Annotated in this window: 13 protein-coding genes; 7 read left to right on the top strand and 6 right to left on the bottom strand. The window is 56.6% G+C overall.

Annotated elements, in window-relative coordinates; translation table 11 throughout:
- Positions 1-40: 40 nt before the first annotated feature.
- The 3 genes from sucB to AC6CHO_RS00775 form a co-directional block, all read right to left on the bottom strand.
- Positions 41-1,756, bottom strand: coding sequence for a 2-oxoglutarate dehydrogenase, E2 component, dihydrolipoamide succinyltransferase (gene sucB / locus AC6CHO_RS00785; RefSeq protein WP_498213164.1), 1,716 nt, complete (start codon positions 1,754-1,756; stop codon positions 41-43).
- 116 nt (positions 1,757-1,872) lie between these two features.
- Entirely contained in the window at positions 1,873-3,252 is a 1,380-nt protein-coding gene (gene lpdA, locus AC6CHO_RS00780; protein WP_060701952.1) for a dihydrolipoyl dehydrogenase, read from the bottom strand.
- 284 nt (positions 3,253-3,536) lie between these two features.
- Positions 3,537-5,048, bottom strand: coding sequence for a leucyl aminopeptidase (locus AC6CHO_RS00775; RefSeq protein ID WP_498213163.1), 1,512 nt, complete (start codon positions 5,046-5,048; stop codon positions 3,537-3,539).
- Positions 5,049-5,326: 278 nt separating this feature from the next.
- Between AC6CHO_RS00775 and AC6CHO_RS00770 the strand changes: the two genes are divergently transcribed.
- The 4 genes from AC6CHO_RS00770 to AC6CHO_RS00755 all read left to right on the top strand — a co-directional run bounded on the left by AC6CHO_RS00770 (position 5,327) and on the right by AC6CHO_RS00755 (position 10,173).
- The gene (locus tag AC6CHO_RS00770; RefSeq protein ID WP_498213162.1) at positions 5,327-6,271 is read left to right on the top strand and encodes a proteasome assembly chaperone family protein; all 945 of its coding nucleotides are present in this window, start codon (positions 5,327-5,329) and stop codon (positions 6,269-6,271) included.
- Positions 6,268-7,530 carry an MFS transporter gene (locus tag AC6CHO_RS00765; protein ID WP_498213161.1) on the top strand — a complete coding sequence of 421 codons (1,263 nt, stop codon included), beginning with the start codon at positions 6,268-6,270 and terminating at the stop codon, positions 7,528-7,530. Before AC6CHO_RS00770 ends, AC6CHO_RS00765 begins: the two co-directional genes overlap by 4 nt.
- 82 nt (positions 7,531-7,612) lie before the next feature.
- Complete coding sequence (locus AC6CHO_RS00760; protein WP_498213160.1) at positions 7,613-8,716, top strand: DUF4192 domain-containing protein; 1,104 nt, start codon at positions 7,613-7,615, stop codon at positions 8,714-8,716.
- Positions 8,717-8,970: 254 nt separating this feature from the next.
- Positions 8,971-10,173: an RNA polymerase sigma factor gene (locus tag AC6CHO_RS00755; protein WP_195181773.1), complete on the top strand. Its 1,203-nt coding sequence runs from the start codon at positions 8,971-8,973 to the stop codon at positions 10,171-10,173.
- Between the two features lie 126 nt (positions 10,174-10,299).
- Here AC6CHO_RS00755 and AC6CHO_RS00750 read toward each other — a convergent pair whose 3' ends face one another.
- Positions 10,300-10,524 (bottom strand): DUF7455 domain-containing protein, encoded by a 225-nt coding sequence (locus AC6CHO_RS00750; protein ID WP_060701946.1) that lies wholly within the window; start codon positions 10,522-10,524, stop codon positions 10,300-10,302.
- A 221-nt stretch (positions 10,525-10,745) separates the two neighbouring features.
- On the opposite strand from AC6CHO_RS00750, the gene AC6CHO_RS00745 reads away from it, so the two are divergent.
- The gene (locus AC6CHO_RS00745; RefSeq protein WP_498213159.1) at positions 10,746-12,854 is read left to right on the top strand and encodes a DNA gyrase/topoisomerase IV subunit B; all 2,109 of its coding nucleotides are present in this window, start codon (positions 10,746-10,748) and stop codon (positions 12,852-12,854) included.
- Positions 12,855-12,941: 87 nt separating this feature from the next.
- Here AC6CHO_RS00745 and AC6CHO_RS00740 read toward each other — a convergent pair whose 3' ends face one another.
- Positions 12,942-13,904 carry a M56 family metallopeptidase gene (locus AC6CHO_RS00740; protein WP_498213158.1) on the bottom strand — a complete coding sequence of 321 codons (963 nt, stop codon included), beginning with the start codon at positions 13,902-13,904 and terminating at the stop codon, positions 12,942-12,944.
- Positions 13,905-13,927: 23 nt separating this feature from the next.
- Positions 13,928-14,299, bottom strand: a complete 372-nt coding sequence (locus AC6CHO_RS00735; RefSeq protein ID WP_146275372.1) for a BlaI/MecI/CopY family transcriptional regulator — start codon at positions 14,297-14,299, stop codon at positions 13,928-13,930.
- A gap of 383 nt (positions 14,300-14,682) precedes the next feature.
- Between AC6CHO_RS00735 and AC6CHO_RS00730 the strand changes: the two genes are divergently transcribed.
- Positions 14,683-16,284 (top strand): cytochrome ubiquinol oxidase subunit I, encoded by a 1,602-nt coding sequence (locus tag AC6CHO_RS00730; protein ID WP_498213157.1) that lies wholly within the window; start codon positions 14,683-14,685, stop codon positions 16,282-16,284.
- A gap of 23 nt (positions 16,285-16,307) precedes the next feature.
- Complete coding sequence (gene cydB, locus AC6CHO_RS00725; protein ID WP_498213156.1) at positions 16,308-17,333, top strand: cytochrome d ubiquinol oxidase subunit II; 1,026 nt, start codon at positions 16,308-16,310, stop codon at positions 17,331-17,333.
- Positions 17,334-17,349: the final 16 nt, after the last annotated feature.

The raw sequence follows: 17,349 nt of genomic DNA, 5'->3' as shown, positions 1-17,349 counted from the left end.
AGGGGCGATCGTCGCTATGGCTAGAAGCCCTATTAGGAGCTTAGAGTCCCAAGTCTCCCTCGAAAGCGCCACCCTCAAGGCGAGCCTTGACGGTCTGCAGGAAGCGGCCTGCGTCAGCGCCGTCAACCAGGCGGTGATCGTAGGTCAGGCACAGGTACATCATGTGGCGGATGGCAATCGAATCGTTGCCATCTGCATCGGTGATGACCATTGGACGCTTGACGATCGCACCGGTGCCCAGGATAGCTACCTGAGGCTGGTTGATGATCGGGGTGTCGAACAGTGCGCCAACCGAGCCGATGTTGGTGATCGAGAAGGTGCCGCCGGACAGCTCATCTGGACCGATCTTGTTGCTGCGGGTACGTGCAGCAACGTCGGCGATGCGCGAAGCCAGGCCAGCCAGGTTCAGGTCACCAGCGTTCGAAACCACTGGAACCAACAGGCCCTTGTCGGTATCGACTGCGAATGCCAGGTGCTCGGCATTGTGGTAGGTGATCTGCTGGGTCTCTTCGTTGTACTCAGCGTTCAGCTTCGGGTGAGCCTTCAGGCCTTCGGCAACAGCCTTGGCGATGAATGGCAGGTAGGTCAGGTTCACGCCGTTGGTGGCCTTGAAGCTGGCCTTGGCCGAACCGCGCAGCTTGACGATGCGGGTCATGTCGATCTCGTGGACCTGGGTCAGCTGAGTCGATACGTCCAGGGACTCGCGCATGCGACGGGCGATGACCTGACGGATGCGTGGAGCCTTCTCGGTGGTACCGCGCAGCGAGGAAACCTCAACCGCTGGTGCAGCTGGCTTTGCAGCAGCTGGTGCGGCGGCAACAGGAGCGGCCGGTGCAGCAGCTTCCTTGGCGGCAACTGCGTCAAGCACGTCCTGCTTGCGGATGCGACCGCCAACGCCGGTGCCCTTGACCGAAGCGATGTCGATGTCGTGCTGGTTGGCAAGGCGGCGAACCAGCGGGGTTACATAACCCGACTCGTTGTTCGACTCGGCAGCTGGAGCAGCTGGAGCAGCTGGAGCAGCTGGAGCGGCCGGAGCCGCTGGTGCCGGTGCTGCAGGAGCGGCCGGGGCCTCTTCCTTTGCAGGCGCTGGAGCAGCAGCTGGTGCTTCTTCCTTGGCTGGGGCAGCGGCAGGTGCAGCGCCAGCGGCACCGATCACTGCGAGCACGGCGCCAACTTCAGCGGTCTCGTCTTCTGGAACGCGAATTTCCAGCAGAGTCCCGGCTACTGGCGAAGGAACTTCGGTGTCAACCTTGTCGGTGGAAACTTCGAGCAGCGGCTCGTCAACGGCGACTTCCTCGCCAACTTCCTTCAACCAGCGGGTAACGGTACCTTCGGTCACCGATTCGCCCAGTGCAGGCAAAGTGACCTCGGTGCCGGAAGCGGAGCCGGCTGCAGCTGGTGCAGCAGGTGCTTCTTCCTTGGTTGGTGCTTCCTGTGCAGCTGGTGCAGCAGGTGCTTCTTCCTTGGCTGGTGCTTCCTGTGCAGCGGGTGCAGCTGGAGCAGATTCGCCCGAACCGGAACCATCGCCAATGCGGACCAGAGGCGCGCCAACTTCAGCGTCCTCGTCCTCTGCGACAAAAATTTCCTCGATGACGCCAGCTACTGGCGAAGGAACTTCAGTGTCTACCTTGTCGGTGGAAACTTCCACCAACGGCTCGTCTACCTCTACACGGTCGCCAACTTGCTTCAGCCAGCGGGTTACCGTACCTTCGGTAACGCTTTCACCCAGTGCGGGTAGGTTTACGGTTTCAGACATCGTCCCGTATCTCCTTGGTTTTTAAAACTTGAATTGTGGGTGGAGGCGGAGCCTCCGAGCTTTGCGGACTAGGCAGCGCGTTGCAAAAACGCGCTGCCTAGGTGAGCCAAAAGCTATTAGCCGTGCAGTGGAGCACCGGCGAGAGCCATTGCGGCTTCGCCAAGGGACTCGTTCTGAGTTGGGTGTGCGTGAATCAGCTGCGAAACATCCTCTGGGTAAGCTTCCCAGTTGACGATCAGCTGGGCTTCGCCGATCTGCTCGCCGATACGGCCGCCGATGCCGTGAACGCCCACGATTGGGCCGTTCTTGACGCGCACCATCTTGATCAGGCCGCTGGTGCCCAGGATCGAAGACTTGCCGTTGCCAGCCAGGTTGTATTCGGTGGTTTCGATCTGGTCGGCGCCGAACTTCTCCTTGGCCTTTGGCTCGGAGTAGCCGACCGAAGCGATCTCCGGCTCGCAGAAGGTCACCTTCGGGATGTTGATGTCCTCGATGATGGTTGGCTTCATGCCGTGGATTTCCTCGGCAACGAAGCGGCCATGCTGGTAGCCGCGGTGTGCCAGCTGTACGCCTGGGACGATGTCGCCAATTGCGTAGATGTTGCCGACGCCGGTGTGCAGGCGCTCGTCGGTGATCACGAAGCCGCGATCGATAGTGACGCCCTGCTCCTCGAAGCCCAAGCCTTCGGTGACTGGGCCACGGCCGACTGCAACCAGAACGATGTCTGCTTCCAGTACGTTGCCGTCAGCCAGCGAGACCTTGACGCCGTTGGCATCCTGCTCGACCTTTTCGAAGAAGACGCCGGTGTTGAACTTGATGCCGCGCTTCTTGAAAGCGCGCTCCAAGGTCTTGATGATGGCTGGGTCTTCGTTCGGCACGAGCGAAGGCAGGCCTTCAACGATGGTGACATCGACACCGAAGGAGTTCCATACCGATGCGAATTCAACGCCGATGACACCGCCACCGAGCACGATGGCGCTCTTTGGCAGGTCTTCCATGTTCAGCGCTTCGGTGCTGGTCAGCACGCGACCGCCGATTTCCAGACCGAAGGTCTTGGAGGTGGAGCCGGTAGCCAGGATGATGTACTTGCCCTTGTAAACGGTGCCATCAACATCGATGGAATCCTGGGAGACAAGACGGCCGTTACCAGTGATAACGTTGACCTTCTTCATCTTGAGCAAACCCTGCAGGCCCTTGTGCTTTCCAGCAACAATGCCTTCCTTGTACTTGCGCACGCCAGCCAAGTCGATCGACTCCAGCGAGGTGTTGATGCCGTACTTGGCACCCTCGCGAGCGTTTTCGGCCAGCTCTGCAGCGTGCAGGTAGGCCTTGGTTGGGATGCAGCCGGTGTGCAGGCAGGTGCCGCCCAGCTTTTCTTTTTCAATCAATCCAACGGTGTAGCCCAGCTGGATGGCACGCAATGCTGCCGAGTATCCAGCGGATCCACCGCCGAGGATGAGGACATCAAATTCTTGCGTTGCTGCCGAATCGGCCACGTGAACGCTCCCTCGTATTCGCTAAGTGTGGCCGGCTTTGGCCGACCAGGGGATCGGTCGCAGATCATTGGGAGCATGACGCCTGTTAGCGCGCACCATTGATCCACGGTGATGTTTCAAAACTTACCTTAGTACCGCCAACCGGAAAGAGTCACCTTCGCGGGCGTAAAAGTCAGGCATGTCTCTTATTTTTAATCTGTTCCCGGCAGCAATCGCAGGTGTGCGTTGATGCCGGGAACACTTTTGTTTCAGCGCAGGCCAATCAGTGAGCTGTCAGGCGGTCATTAATTCGAGGCGAGCTGCTCTGCGTAGGCTACGAGCGTGCGCACCTGCGAGCCGGTGCCGTTCTTCGGCGTGTAGCCCCAGGCACTGCCTTCATTGAATGCTGGACCAGCGAAGTCAATGTGAGCCCACGGAATCTTCTTGCCGTCGACCTCGCCAACAAATTCTTCCAGGAATACGGCGGCGGTCATCATGCCACCCATGCGCTCACCAATATTTGCCAAGTCGGCTACCTGGGACTCAATGCTTGGACGCAGTTCCTCGGGCAGCGGCATGCCCCAGGCCAATTCGCCAACCTTGTCCGAAACGGACACGAGATCGTCCCGCACCTGCTCATTGCCCATGATTCCCGCGGTGCGCAGACCCAAAGCAAGCATCTGGGCGCCGGTCAGGGTAGCGATGTCGATTATGACATCTGGCTTTTCCAAGCTGGCGGCAGCCAACCCATCGGCCATGACCAGGCGGCCTTCTGCATCCGTATTCAATACCTCAACAGTCTTGCCGCCGAACATGGTCAGCACGTCTCCCGGACGGGTCGACGCGCCACCGGGCATATTCTCAGCCAGGCACAGCCATGCAGTGACCTTGACGTTCAAGCCCAACTCCGAGATGGCAGCGACGGCCTGGAAAGCCGCAGCGGCGCCGGACATGTCCGACTTCATGGCGTGCATGCCGGCAGCTGGCTTCAGCGAGGTGCCGCCGGTATCAAAAGTGATGCCCTTGCCGATCAGCGCAATATGCTTAGCGGCCTTGGCAGGGGAGTACTCGACCTTGACCATGCGAGGCTGGCGCACCGAACCGCCGCCGACGCCAAGCAAACCGCCAAAGCCGTCCTTGGCCAAGCGCTTCTCATCGAAGACCGTGACCTTCAACGGCAGTGGCTTTGAGTAGTCCTTGACTGCAGTTGCGAAGGATTCTGGGTACAGCAAGTTTGCCGGGGCATTGATCAGGTCGCGCGTGCCGCGGACGGCGCGGCCGAGAATGGCAGCGCGCTTGAGCGCTGCGGGGACGTCTTTGGAAGTCGCGACGGCGGTGGCGATCTGCGCCTCGGCCAGCACCGGCTTGTCGCTCTTCTTCGAGCGCTGGTTCTCGTAGCGGTAGCTGCCCAGGGCAATGCCTTCGGCAATAGCCGCCACGCGCTCGACGCTTTCGGAAGGCAGCGCGAAGATGGCTGTTTTGGCATTGCTGAGCTGACGTGCAGCTGATCCGGCCGCACGGCGAAGCTGTTCGTCGGTCAGGTCGGACAATTTCGCGATGCCCAGGCCAATGAACAACAGGACCTTTGCCTTAGAACCTTCTACTCCTGGAAGCAGGGTAACTTCATCGGCTTTCCCTGACATCCCCAAGGCAGTCAGCGACTGCTCTAGCGACGATGTGGTTTCCGAGGTGAACGGTGAAGCTGCGATGGTTGCTTTTCCATCGTTCTTCAGCACGCCCAATACCAAGGTGTCGGCGCTCTTGCGTTTAATGTCAGTGCCAATGGCGCTCAAAGTGAGGTCACTTGAGTTGATCACAAAATCATTCCTTCTGTGCCTTTGTAGGGTCTAAGGTCAAGAATTCCGGAATGGTAATCCGGAAGGTAGTGCATGCTCGCGGGCAACGCATCTGCTATCTCCGATGTTATCCGAGGAATCAGTTCATCGTGCGTCACTTCACAGCGAGCGTAAGCGCAGAAGCGATAGTATGTAATATCGCTCTGAATATGGGGTGCCAAGCAGTGTCTAGTGGTGCTGAACTCGGGTTTTAGGGAGTTCGGCATCGAATCGAGGAGAAAATGTCCAAGGAATCGTTGATGACGATGGTCGCAAACGACTTGGATGATTCACGCCTCCAAGGACTTGGCATGTACGTCCTGCTCAAGAGCATGAGCGACGCCGGGCAGACGCATTCCCAAGTGACAAATGAACTTTTCGGACGCCTCGACTCCAAGCTTTTTGCCACCTTTGACGCCGATGAATTGGTTGCCTACACCTCTCAGCGACCTCGGCTGACTTTCCTCGGCGACCACTTTGCCGGATACCAAGCACCTCGCATCGAAATCTACTTGATGACCGATGAGATGGACCGCAACTTCTGGTTCTTAACCGGAGTGGAACCTGACCTCAAATGGGAGCGGGTTATCGCCGAACTCCTGGGCTTCATCGAAGCGTTCAATGTCTCTCTCGTTGTTGGATCAGCATCGCTTCCAATGCCAGTTCCGCACACTCGGCCTGTGGGCGTGACCGCGCACGGAAACCGCAAGGATCTGATTGAGAACATTTCCACTTGGAGCCCCACGGTGGAGTCGCCAGCCGGGATCACATCCCTGTTGGAGATCCGGATGACTGAAATTGGCAGAGATATCATAGGCTACTCACTTCATACGCCTCACTACCTTGCTGAATCCGAATATCCGGCAGTTGCCGTGGCAACTCTGGAATATGTTGGAGCAGCACTGAAGCTCGCACTTCCAACGGACAAGCTTCGTGAAGCTGGCCGCCTGGTCGATCAGCAGCTGGCTGAGCAGCTCGAGGCAAATAATGACGTGCGCCAGATGGTCGACGGATTTGAAGAACGCTTTGATGCGCATGTTCAGGAACATGAGCCCCGTTCACTGTTGCTTGACGAAGACAAACAAATGCCGGACGCAGAAGAACTGGGAGCCAGCGCCGAGCACTTCCTGGCGGCCATCGAAAATACCGATGATTGGTTAAGAAACGGACAAGACGATTCGTCGTCAGGTGATCAAGACCAGTGAGCCAATCACATTTGAATTCGACCAAAGCATGGTTGGTTTATGGCTTTGCCGTCGTTGCCTACATATCTGCAATATCCCAGCGCACTAGTTTCGGCGTGGCAGGCATTGAAGCAACAGAACGCTTTCACGCCAGTGCTCAAATTCTCGCGACCTTCTCCGTCGTCCAGCTAGTCGTTTATGCGGGCGCGCAAGTGCCAGTCGGATTGCTTCTGGACAAATTCGGCCCAAGGATCCTGATCACCTGCGGTGCGTTGCTGATGGCTGCCGGGCAAGCTTTCCTTGCCATCTCAGTGAACGTCCCTATGGGATTGATCGGCCGCGTGATGGTAGGCATGGGCGACGCGATGGTCTTCGTTTCAGTCCTCAAGCTCCTGCCGCTATGGTTCTCTGGATCGAAAATTCCGGTCCTCACCCAGCTCACCGGTACATTTGGCCAGCTCGGCCAGCTGATCAGCATTTTCCCGTTCCACATGATATTGCTGAACGCCGGATGGTCTACCTCTTTCTCGGTCATGTCGGGTTTTGCTTTCGCCACATTTATTACCACGATCGCCTTCGTGCGCAACGGCAACGGCTGGGCTGGTCCTTCACACGGAACACACTCGTCCAGGTCGCGCATTGCGCAAGCGCTCAAGCAGCCTGGCACCCGGCTTGGTTTCTGGACGCACTTCACCACCGCGTTCATGATTAACACGTTCATGATGACTTGGGGATACCCCTTCCTTGTTGAGGGCCAAGGCCTGGATAGCACGCTAGCGTCGGGAATGATGTCGATCTTCGTTGTCGTAGCTGTTGTGCTAGGGCCTGTACTTGGCGCCCTTACCGCGCGACGTGCCGAACACCGTTCGAACTATGCTCTGGGCATCATTGGATTGATGCTCGCAATGTGGGCAGTGGTCCTGTTCTGGCCAGGGCAGGCTCCGCTCTGGGTGCTCATCGTATTGATGATCAGCGTGGCAGCAGGCGGTCCCGCATCGGTTATCGGATTCGATTTCGCCCGAACTTTTAATCCCCCACGTGTATTGGGAACGGCAACTGGACTAGTGAACACCGGCGGTTTCGTTGGCGCATTCATCACTATTTATGTCATTGGATTCATCCTCGACATGCTGAACAAAGCCAATGGTTCTTCTGGTGAGCTGTACAACCTGGGGTCGTTCAGAATTGCGCTGTCGTTCCAGTTCGTCATGGCAGCGCTGGGCATAACCTTCATGCTGATCGAACGCCGGAAGGCGCGGCGCTACCTGGCGGAGCAGTAGAACCTGTTTCAGGGCTTCGAAGTTCTCCACAAGTAGTGGTGAGAGCAGCACCTGATGATTCATGCTCGTGCACCGTGGATGCATGACAACTACTCCAGAACGCCAGCCAATTTCACTGTCCAGCTACAAGGACATCTTGGCCTATGTGCCGCATGCTTTGGGATTTCATCCACGCAATTCAGCGGTATTACTGCTAATCGACGACGATCGTCTCGAAGCGACTCTCCGGGTCGATCTACCGCCTACGGAACATGCGCCCGATCTTGAAATCTGGATCGGCCAGGTATGCCGTTTGCTGCACCGTATTCCGAACATCGATGATATCGCTGTAGTCTTCTATGTTTCAGGCAATGCCGGTGGCTCGCAGGTTGTGCCGTTTTCGAGCCTAGTTACCAAACTTGAGACCGCTCTGACGCATCAATCGATTCGTTTGCGACATGCTTGGTGTCGGCAGGATTCCAGAATTTGGACCTATGGCACCGAGGACGGGCCAGATGTGCAAGATGTGCCGGCGCTCGATACAAATGAAACTAATCTGTCCATGGTCCTGGCGGGCTCGGCGCCATTGGAGCAGCCATGGGATGGCAGTGGCGTACCGGAATGGTCGAACGCTGACGACGTGCTCCAATTGGTGGGTAACCAAGACGCCAACATCATGGTGTCTCTCGATGCGTGGCACGAATCATTGTCACAGCCCGCCGCCATATCAACAGCCGAGCTTCATTCAGATCCGCAGCGGGCGGCCATCCACGTGGGATCGTTGCAAACAAAATTAGTCAGGGACCTGTTGCCGTTTTTGGCGGGTGAGGGTTTGGAAAGCGCGCTGGACATTATTTTCGGGATTTCAGTCGACGAGCGAGAAGGCGCGGTCGCCCCGTTGGCCGATTACCTATTGGGCCGCGGATGGTACGCGCCAGATTGGGAACGAGTTGACCGGTTGTGGGAACTGTCGCGTGATCTATTGGGTGTAGCCCAAGATGAACCACGACAGGCGCTGCTGTGCATATTGGCCTGGATTGAATGGGCGCGAGGTCGCGGTTCGATGGCGCTGGTGCTATTGGAACAAGCAGTGCTGGAAAACGAAAAGTATGAACTAGCCATGCTTCTCCAAAAGCTTATGGAACACGGAGTGATGCCCTCATGGGCAACGGATCAACTGCGGGCGTGGCGCGCGAACTTTTCCTGAAACTCAGCCCTTGGGGTGTCTCAAGTGGTGTCTGGGTGGTAATTCATGGATAATGAGATAACAGACCCGGTTAGGTTCGAATTGCCTTCGCCTGAAATCTATGGATTTTGGGAACATAAGGCGGGCTTGAAGCGTTGATAACAATGTGCCAGCCCTGCGGCGTTTAGTCAGTGATTAAACGTCATCGGACTTGACAGGGTCATAGTGGTGTTACCGGCAGGTGCATCCGGAACGCATCGTTAGAAAGGTTATTCGTGTCATCTTCTGAGACGAACGCTAATCGTCAAGCAACTGAAGCCGAGGTCAACGAGGCTGAAGCATCGGCAGAAACTCCTGCGGCGAAGAAGCGTGCTACCAAGGCCAAGCCTCGGACCAAAAAGGTAGCTGCAGACACTGCAGCACAGGACGAATCAACCGCAGCGGTGGCAGAAGGCGACGAGGAAGCCGAGGCTGGAGCCGATTCCAAGCCTGAAGACGATTCCAAGGGCTTCACGCTTTCCACCGGAGATGACGATGCCCCGCAGCAGCAGGTCATGGTTGCCGGCGCAACCGCTGACCCCGTCAAGGACTACCTGAAGCAGATCGGTAAGGTCGCCCTGCTGAATGCAGAGCAGGAAGTCGACTTGGCACTGCGCATCGAAGCTGGCCTGTTTGCAGCAGATAAGCTGGAAAAAGACGACGGCTCCATGGATCAGCGTTTGCGCTGGGACTACGAGCAGATCATTCACGACGGCAAGATCGCCAAGAACCACTTGCTCGAAGCCAACCTCCGCTTGGTTGTATCGCTGGCAAAGCGCTATACCGGCCGCGGCATGCTCTTCCTGGACCTGATCCAGGAAGGCAACCTGGGCCTAATCCGCGCGGTTGAAAAATTCGATTACACCAAGGGCTTCAAGTTCTCGACGTACGCAACTTGGTGGATCCGCCAGGCAATTACCCGTGCAATGGCTGACCAGGCTCGCACCATCCGTATTCCGGTTCACATGGTGGAAGTCATTAACAAGCTGGCTCGCGTACAGCGCCAGATGTTGCAGGATCTTGGTCGTGAACCAACTCCTGAAGAGCTGGCCAAAGAACTGGACATGACCCCTGAAAAGGTTGTTGAAGTTCAGAAGTACGGTCGCGAGCCTATTTCCCTGCACACTCCACTGGGTGAAGATGGCGACTCTGAATTCGGTGACCTCATTGAAGACTCCGAAGCTGTCGTTCCCGCTGACGCAGTCTCGTTCACGCTGTTGCAGGAGCAGCTTCACTCCGTTCTGGATACGCTCTCAGAGCGTGAGGCGGGCGTTGTTGCAATGCGCTTCGGCTTGACCGATGGCCAGCCTAAGACTTTAGACGAAATTGGCAAGGTCTATGGCGTTACGCGTGAGCGTATCCGCCAGATCGAATCCAAGACCATGTCCAAGCTTCGCCATCCGTCGCGCTCCCAGGTGCTGCGCGACTACCTCGACTAAGCCAACATGATCATATGGCCAGCGGAACAGACTGTTCCGCTGGCCATATTTTTTATTCGCCGTTTAAAAAGAACTGGTGGCTCAACGCTTGTTGGGCCACCAGTTTGCAATTAGTCTCGAACGGAATCAGTCGTTAGCTTCGACCTTCGGCTTTTCGTAGAGTCGCGAAGATTCGTCCTGCCAAACTGAGGACTGCGGGCGCAGCTTTGGTTCCACATCGCGGGCGTGGTGAGCGCAAAACAGCAGTTCACCGCCGGTTGAAGCCAGCACGGCTCGCACATAGGCCTGTGCGCCGCAACGGTCGCACCGGTCGAGTGCGTTCAATTCACGACTAGCGGTCGTAGTAGTCATTGCCAGCCTCCTAAAGTTGATGGTTACTCAATAGAACCAGTTCGAGCCCTGACTTTATCCCGAAAACTGGTGTCTTTCGCTCACCGCGTAGTAGATGTGGATAAGGTCATAGCTATCGAAAGCACGCGAAGACAGCGGAAAATGGCGGATATTCGAACACATCAACGATTAGAATAGGACTCACGACGTCCTTTCTTATGTAGGTAGGAGACAAAGGCCCAGTGGCTTCATCCGACAATTACAACGCTCGACACCTTTCAGTCCTTGAAGGATTGGAAGCGGTCCGCAAACGTCCCGGCATGTACATCGGATCCACGGACTCGCGAGGCTTGATGCATTGCCTCTGGGAAATCATCGATAACTCGGTTGACGAAGCATTGGGCGGTTTCGGCCAGGCGATTGGCGTAGTCCTGCATGCCGATGGCTCCGTTGAAGTCCGAGATGATGGCCGCGGTATCCCCGTGGATATCGAACCTAAAACTGGACTGAGCGGCCTGGAAGTCGTATTCACCAAGCTTCACGCTGGTGGAAAATTTGGTGGCGGATCGTATAGCGCCTCCGGAGGTCTTCACGGCGTCGGTGCTTCGGTCGTTAACGCACTTTCTGCACGTCTAGATGTGGAAGTGGACCGCGGTGGTAAAACGTACGGCATGCAGTTCCGTCGTGGCGAGCCAGGAAAATTTGCCGACAAGGGACGGAAGAAGGCTGAAGCAGCATTCACTCCCTACGAGGCGGCAACGTCCCCAGAAGTCATTGGTAAAGCTAAGCGCGGAGTAACCGGTACACGCATTCGGTACTGGGCGGATAATCATATCTTCACCCCCGATGCGAAGTTCTCGTACAAGGATTTGCAAGACCGGGCGCGACAGACCTCGTTCTTGGTTCCCGGCCTGCGCATCACGCTTCGAGACGAACGGGGCCTACCGGATACACCCGGTGCTGATGGGCCGCATGAAGAGATTTTCCAGCACGACGGCGGCATCAGCGAGTTTGCGGAATATCTCAGCAGCGACTCGCCAGTAACTGATATTTGGCGCTTTCAGGGAAGCGGCTCTTTCCATGAGAAGGTTCCTGTCATTGACGACAAGGGTCGCAGCCACATCGAAGACGTACAGCGCGTGTGCGAGGTCGACGTCGCGCTACGGTGGGGGATCGGCTATGACACTTCGCTCCGCAGTTTTGTCAACATTATCGCCACACCCAAGGGCGGTACGCATAGCGCCGGATTCGAGCAGGCGCTGCTCAAGTCATTCCGCAAAAACGTCGAGGCAAATGCCCGAAAGCTAAAGTTCGGGCAGAAAGACAAGCTAGAAAAGGACGATGTTCTAGCCGGGTTGACTGCAGTTCTTACGGTCCGCCTCGCCGAGCCGCAGTTCGAGGGGCAGACGAAAGAAATTCTGGGCACCCCGCAGGTACGCCAGATCGTCTCCAAAGTAGTCGAGAAGGCGCTTAACGATCGGCTGGGCTCCAGCAAGCGTGCGGAAAAGGCTGAGGCATCCACTTTGTTGGAAAAGGTGGTTAACGAGATGAAATCTCGTGTCTCCGCCCGGATGCACAAGGAAACTCAGCGACGGAAAACCGCTTTGGAATCCTCAACGCTTCCCACAAAATTGTTGGACTGCCGAAGCAAGGAAGTCGGCAAGTCTGAACTGTTCATCGTCGAAGGCGACAGCGCCCTGGGCACGGCACGCCTAGCTCGTTCCAGCGAGTACCAGGCGTTGTTGCCCATTCGAGGCAAGATCCTGAATGTTCAGAAGGCTTCCATCTCGGATATGCTTTCCAACGCGGAATGCGCCGCGATGATTCAGGTCATCGGTGCCGGCTCGGGCCGAAGCTTCGATATCGAGCAGGCCCGGTATGGAAAAATTATTCTCATGACCGATGCCGATGTGGACGGTGCACACATCCGCACGCTGTTGCTCACGCTCTTCTACCGCTACATGCGACCGATGATCGAGCACGGGCGAGTCTATGCTGCTGTGCCGCCTTTGCATCGCATCGAAGTGGTCAATCCCGGATCGAAACAAAATGAAGTGGTTTACACCTATTCAGAAGCAGAGATGAACAAGCTGCTTGCTCAGTTGGAGAAGGACGGCAAGCGATACAAGGAGCCGATTCAGCGCTACAAGGGCCTTGGCGAAATGGATGCCGATCAGCTGGCAGAGACCACCATGGACCAGCGTCATCGAATGCTGCGCCGAGTGGGTATCGAACACGCTCAAGCTGCTGAAGAAGTCTTCGATTTGCTTATGGGATCTGACGTTGCGCCGCGCAAGAAATTTATTATTGACGGTGCGGACGATCTGGAACGCGAACGAATCGACGTCTAGGCATTACAAGGTGAAGTCGCTGGCTTGGGCAATTCTGCTTAAGCCAGCGACTACATGCATTAACGCGAAAACGACAAGGCTGCTTCATCACGCAAGCAGCCGCGGCGCCACGAGCAGGACGGTCGGGCAAACCAGCAAGAGAATCGTGCAGGCCAATACGAGATAGCGTGATGCCCGACCTAGCGGAGCAACCGGAGTCAGCAGGCGTTGCAAGCGTCGTGACGAAACTTCCCCGCCGGGCATGCCCACCAATTCTGCGTTCGATGCGTTCCGTTGGGCGGATACTCCATCAGCGTCTGCTGCGGCAGCGGCCACCGCAATGATGGCTTTCAAGAGGGTTTGGCGGTTTACCCTTTCCAGGGCTTTATCATCGGCCAGCATTTCAATTAGCTGGCGCACGGCCTCCAGCGAGAGCTTAGACGTTGGCAACCACGGCAAGGCTTCGTTCCACGCTGTGAACGCCAGAATCAGCAAGTCATGCCGTTGATCCAGATGCGAGCGCTCGTGGGAGATGACTGCTTGTTGTTCTTCGGCAGTGAGTTGTGTGATCAGTCCACGGGAGAGAACAGTCACTGATTGCGAGATGCCCGGAACACAGTAGGCTACTGGCATATCGTGATCAATGACCAGAGTATTGGGGCGAGTTTCCGACGGGTTGCTGAGCAATCGCAGGAGGTGCCGGTGTTTAGCCCGCTGCCTAGAAGTTCTCCAGGCAGCGCGAATCAGGGTCAACACCAAATGAAACCCGAATAGAAGCGCCGTGCTCAGCGCAAAAAGATGGACGACACCGGGGTAGCGTACGGTCGGATCACCTGTGAGAAGCCGCCAGCTGCCGTGTATAGCCGAGATGAGATCATCGCCCAATGGCGTCAGCCCCCAGACCAGCATCGAGCCGATCATGGACAGGCCACCGCCCAAAGCGATGGCTTGCCATAGGAGTACGGCCTGGACAGGCGCGCGAGTGGTCCATTTAGCCTTTGATAAGGCCAACGGCGTCGGCCAGGCTAATGCGATGGCCAACGCCGCTAGGAAATATGAGGTGAGAAGCACTCAGTCCCCGAAGTGTGAATAAATTATGCGGACTTTACTGAGTCCAAGATAGCACGCAATGAAGCTGCTTCATCTGCGGAGATTCCACCGATGAATCGGGCAAGAACTGCTTCGCGATCCTGGGCTGTGCCCAGTGCTTCGTTAAGAAGGCCAACGGTGTGGTCTTCTCGAGAGGATGAAGCAGCGTAGCGGTGTGGGCGGCTGGAGCGCTCGCGCTCAACCAAGCCCTTCTTTTCAAGACGCGCAAGCACAGTGAGCACCGTTGTAACTGCGAGTTCTTTCGCATCGGTGCCAAGCGCCGCGAGCTCATCGCGAAGGTCGTTCGCGGTGAGCGGTTCTGTGGAATCCCACAGCAAATCCATGACGGAACGTTCTAGATCGCCAAGGCTGGCCACTAGGTCTTACCTCACTTGCATTAGTACTTTCGCCGCACGCCCGGGGACTTGTCCTGGGCGCACTGCTTGAAACACCTATTGTAGCGATTTTTGTCCGAGATTTCTACGACACGTAAAAGAGTGGCGGATTCGGGTTTCAGCTTGCCGTCGCCTGGCCAATGGCCGGCTTCTTCCCACGGTGCGAACGGATGCCGAACCCGCAAGGGCCCTTCGGATTGGTGCTCGCTTTCTTCCGGTGGGGCCGGGTCTTAGCGATGTGGCTGGGATCAACGTCCTGCGACTTCTACAGGCTGTCGAAATGGTCTATGGTGATACTTGAGGGCATTTCTACGGAACGTAGAAAAGTCTTGGAAGATCCCAACACGCAATAAATTGAGGATTCAATGGATGCACTAGAAATTGCCCGCTGGCAGTTTGGCATAACCACGGTTTACCACTTCCTGATGGTTCCGCTGACCATTGGGCTGGGACTAACAGTCGCCGTCTTGCAAACCATTTGGCATCGCACCGGTAACGAACACTGGCTGCGGATGACAAAATTCTGGGGCAAGTTGTTTCTGATCAACTTCATCATGGGCGTGGCTACCGGAATCGTGCAGGAATTCCAGTTCGGGATGGCATGGAGCGAATACAGCCGCTACGTCGGCGACGTATTCGGTGCGCCACTGGCCATGGAGGCGCTCCTCGCATTCTTCGTAGAATCCACCTTCCTCGGACTCTGGATTTTTGGCTGGAAAAAATTGCCGAAGCGCCTGCATCTGGCGACTATCTGGTGCGCGTCGCTGGCTACCATGCTCTCGGCGTATTTCATTCTCGTCGCGAATTCGTGGATGCAACATCCGGTCGGCACCCAGATTGTCGATGGTCGCGCCGTAATGACCGATGCCTGGGCAGTATTCACCAACAACACAGCCCTGGTCACCTTCCCGCACACACTTTTCGGGGCCTTCGCCGTCGCAGGCGGATTCCTGCTCGGTATCTCCTGGTTCCACCTTTACCGTCGTCGCAAAGCTGGAATCGACACAGTTGATGCAAACGGCCGGGTGATCATTGGCGAGGATCTGAGTCGAGGGAAGAACCGCGACAAGACCGACTACCATGTGTGGATCAAATCCCTGCGCATCGGTGCAAGCGTTGCTGTGGTCGCATTCCTCGGCGTCGCGTTGACCGGGCATGAACAGGCCAAGCTCATGTTCGAGCAGCAACCGATGAAAATGGCCTCTGCCGAAGCCGCATGCCACGACGGGACGGGTTTCTCGGTCCTGTCACTGGGCGATATCACTGCTCATGGCTCAACCGACTGCGACGATGTCGTGGCAGTATTTGAAATCCCGGGGATTCTTTCCTTCCTTGCCAACGGAGATTTCACCACCGAAATTAAAGGCGTCAATTCACTGATTCCGGAATACCAGGAAAAATACGGAAAGTACTACCCCGAGGACGAATCCTTCGGCCAGTACGCAGGGCAAGAAATCGACTACTTGCCAGTCATGGAAGTTACCTACTGGGGTTTCCGCTTGATGATCACCTTCGGCGGGCTCTCCGCAGTTGCTGCCGCTTTCGCATTATGGATCACGCGCAAGGGAACCGTTCCAGATAATAAATGGATCTCCCGACTCGCGGTATTGGGAATTGCGGCTCCCTTCGGAGCCAACGCCACTGGGTGGATCTTCACCGAAATGGGCCGTCAGCCATTCACCGTGGCACCCAACCCTCAAATGGGAGGGGTTGACCAGGTCTTCATGTACACGGCGGCCTCTGTCTCGCCCACGGTAAGCGCTGGAGAACTTTTGTTCTCGCTGATCTCCCTGACTTCGATCTACGCAGTCCTGCTCGTTGTGGAAATGGTGCTTTTGACCCGTTATATCCGCGGTGGAGTAGCTTCTGCCATGACGGAACTCTCATCAGCAGAAAAGCACGATGATACCGGCGCAAAACCACACGATGACAATGACGACGATGACGTCTTGGCATTCGCCTACTAGCCTCACGGACGAAGGAGAAAACCATGGAATGGCTACCAACACTCTGGTTCATTGTCATTGCGGTACTTTGGTGTGGCTACCTCTTTCTTGAGGGCTTCGACCTCGGCGTAGGCATGCTTATCGGCCTCGGGAAGAGCACCGAAAAAAGAAAGCGTTTGCTGCTCAATACCATCGGCCCGGTATGGGACGGCAACGAAGTATGGCTGCTTACTGCCGGCGGTGCCACCTTCGCCGCCTTCCCGCATTGGTACGCTTCGCTCTTCTCTGCGCTCTATATTCCGCTCACCATAGTGCTGATCGCCTTGATCTTCCGTGCGGTTGCAATCGAATATCGAGGCAAGGCAATCACTGCGCTGACCCGCAAGGCATGGGATTTCGCATTGGGCCTGGGCTCCCTAGTTGCAGCATTTGGCGTCGGCGCTATGCTCGCGTCCACCACGTTGGGCCTGCCGCTGAACGAAAATGGGGACCGCATCGGCGGCGCTTTCGGCTGGCTCACGTGGCATGCAGTGCTCGGTGGAGTCGCCGTGGTGGCGTTCTGCTGGATTCATGCACTGGCTTTCCTGCGGTTGAAAACCGATGGACCAGTACGGGAGGAAGCCGGAAAGCTCGTGGGACGCTGGCTGCCGGTAGCTGCACTTCCAATGCTGCTTTGGGCTGTCTGGGTGCTCTCCAACAACAATTCAACACTCGCCTGGGTGTGCCTAGCGCTGTCAGTTGTGGCGCTGATCGCCGCAGGTGTCATGGGCCGGTCTGGAAAAGAAGGAAAGTCCTTCATCGCGCTCGGAGTCATGCTCCTGGCAGCAGTTGCAGCGATATTTGTCGCGGCCTATCCAGTGGTACTGCCTTCAACGCTGGACTCGGCGTTTGATCTAACCGTTGACAACGCATCCAGCACTCCCTACACGCTCAAGCTGATGAGCATCGTGGCAGCTTTTGGCGTGCCATTGGTTTTGGCCTATCAGGCGTGGAGTTACTGGGTATTTCGCAAACGGCTACGTGAGGAACATATTCCTGAAACTCACCACGTGATTTCAATCGTTAAATAATTGAACCGGACCTGAA

The sequence above is a fragment of the Glutamicibacter sp. GQ173 genome, from assembly GCF_059759215.1.
Note: the sequence above shows the minus strand (reverse complement) of the source record. Positions and strands in the feature narration are given on the sequence as shown.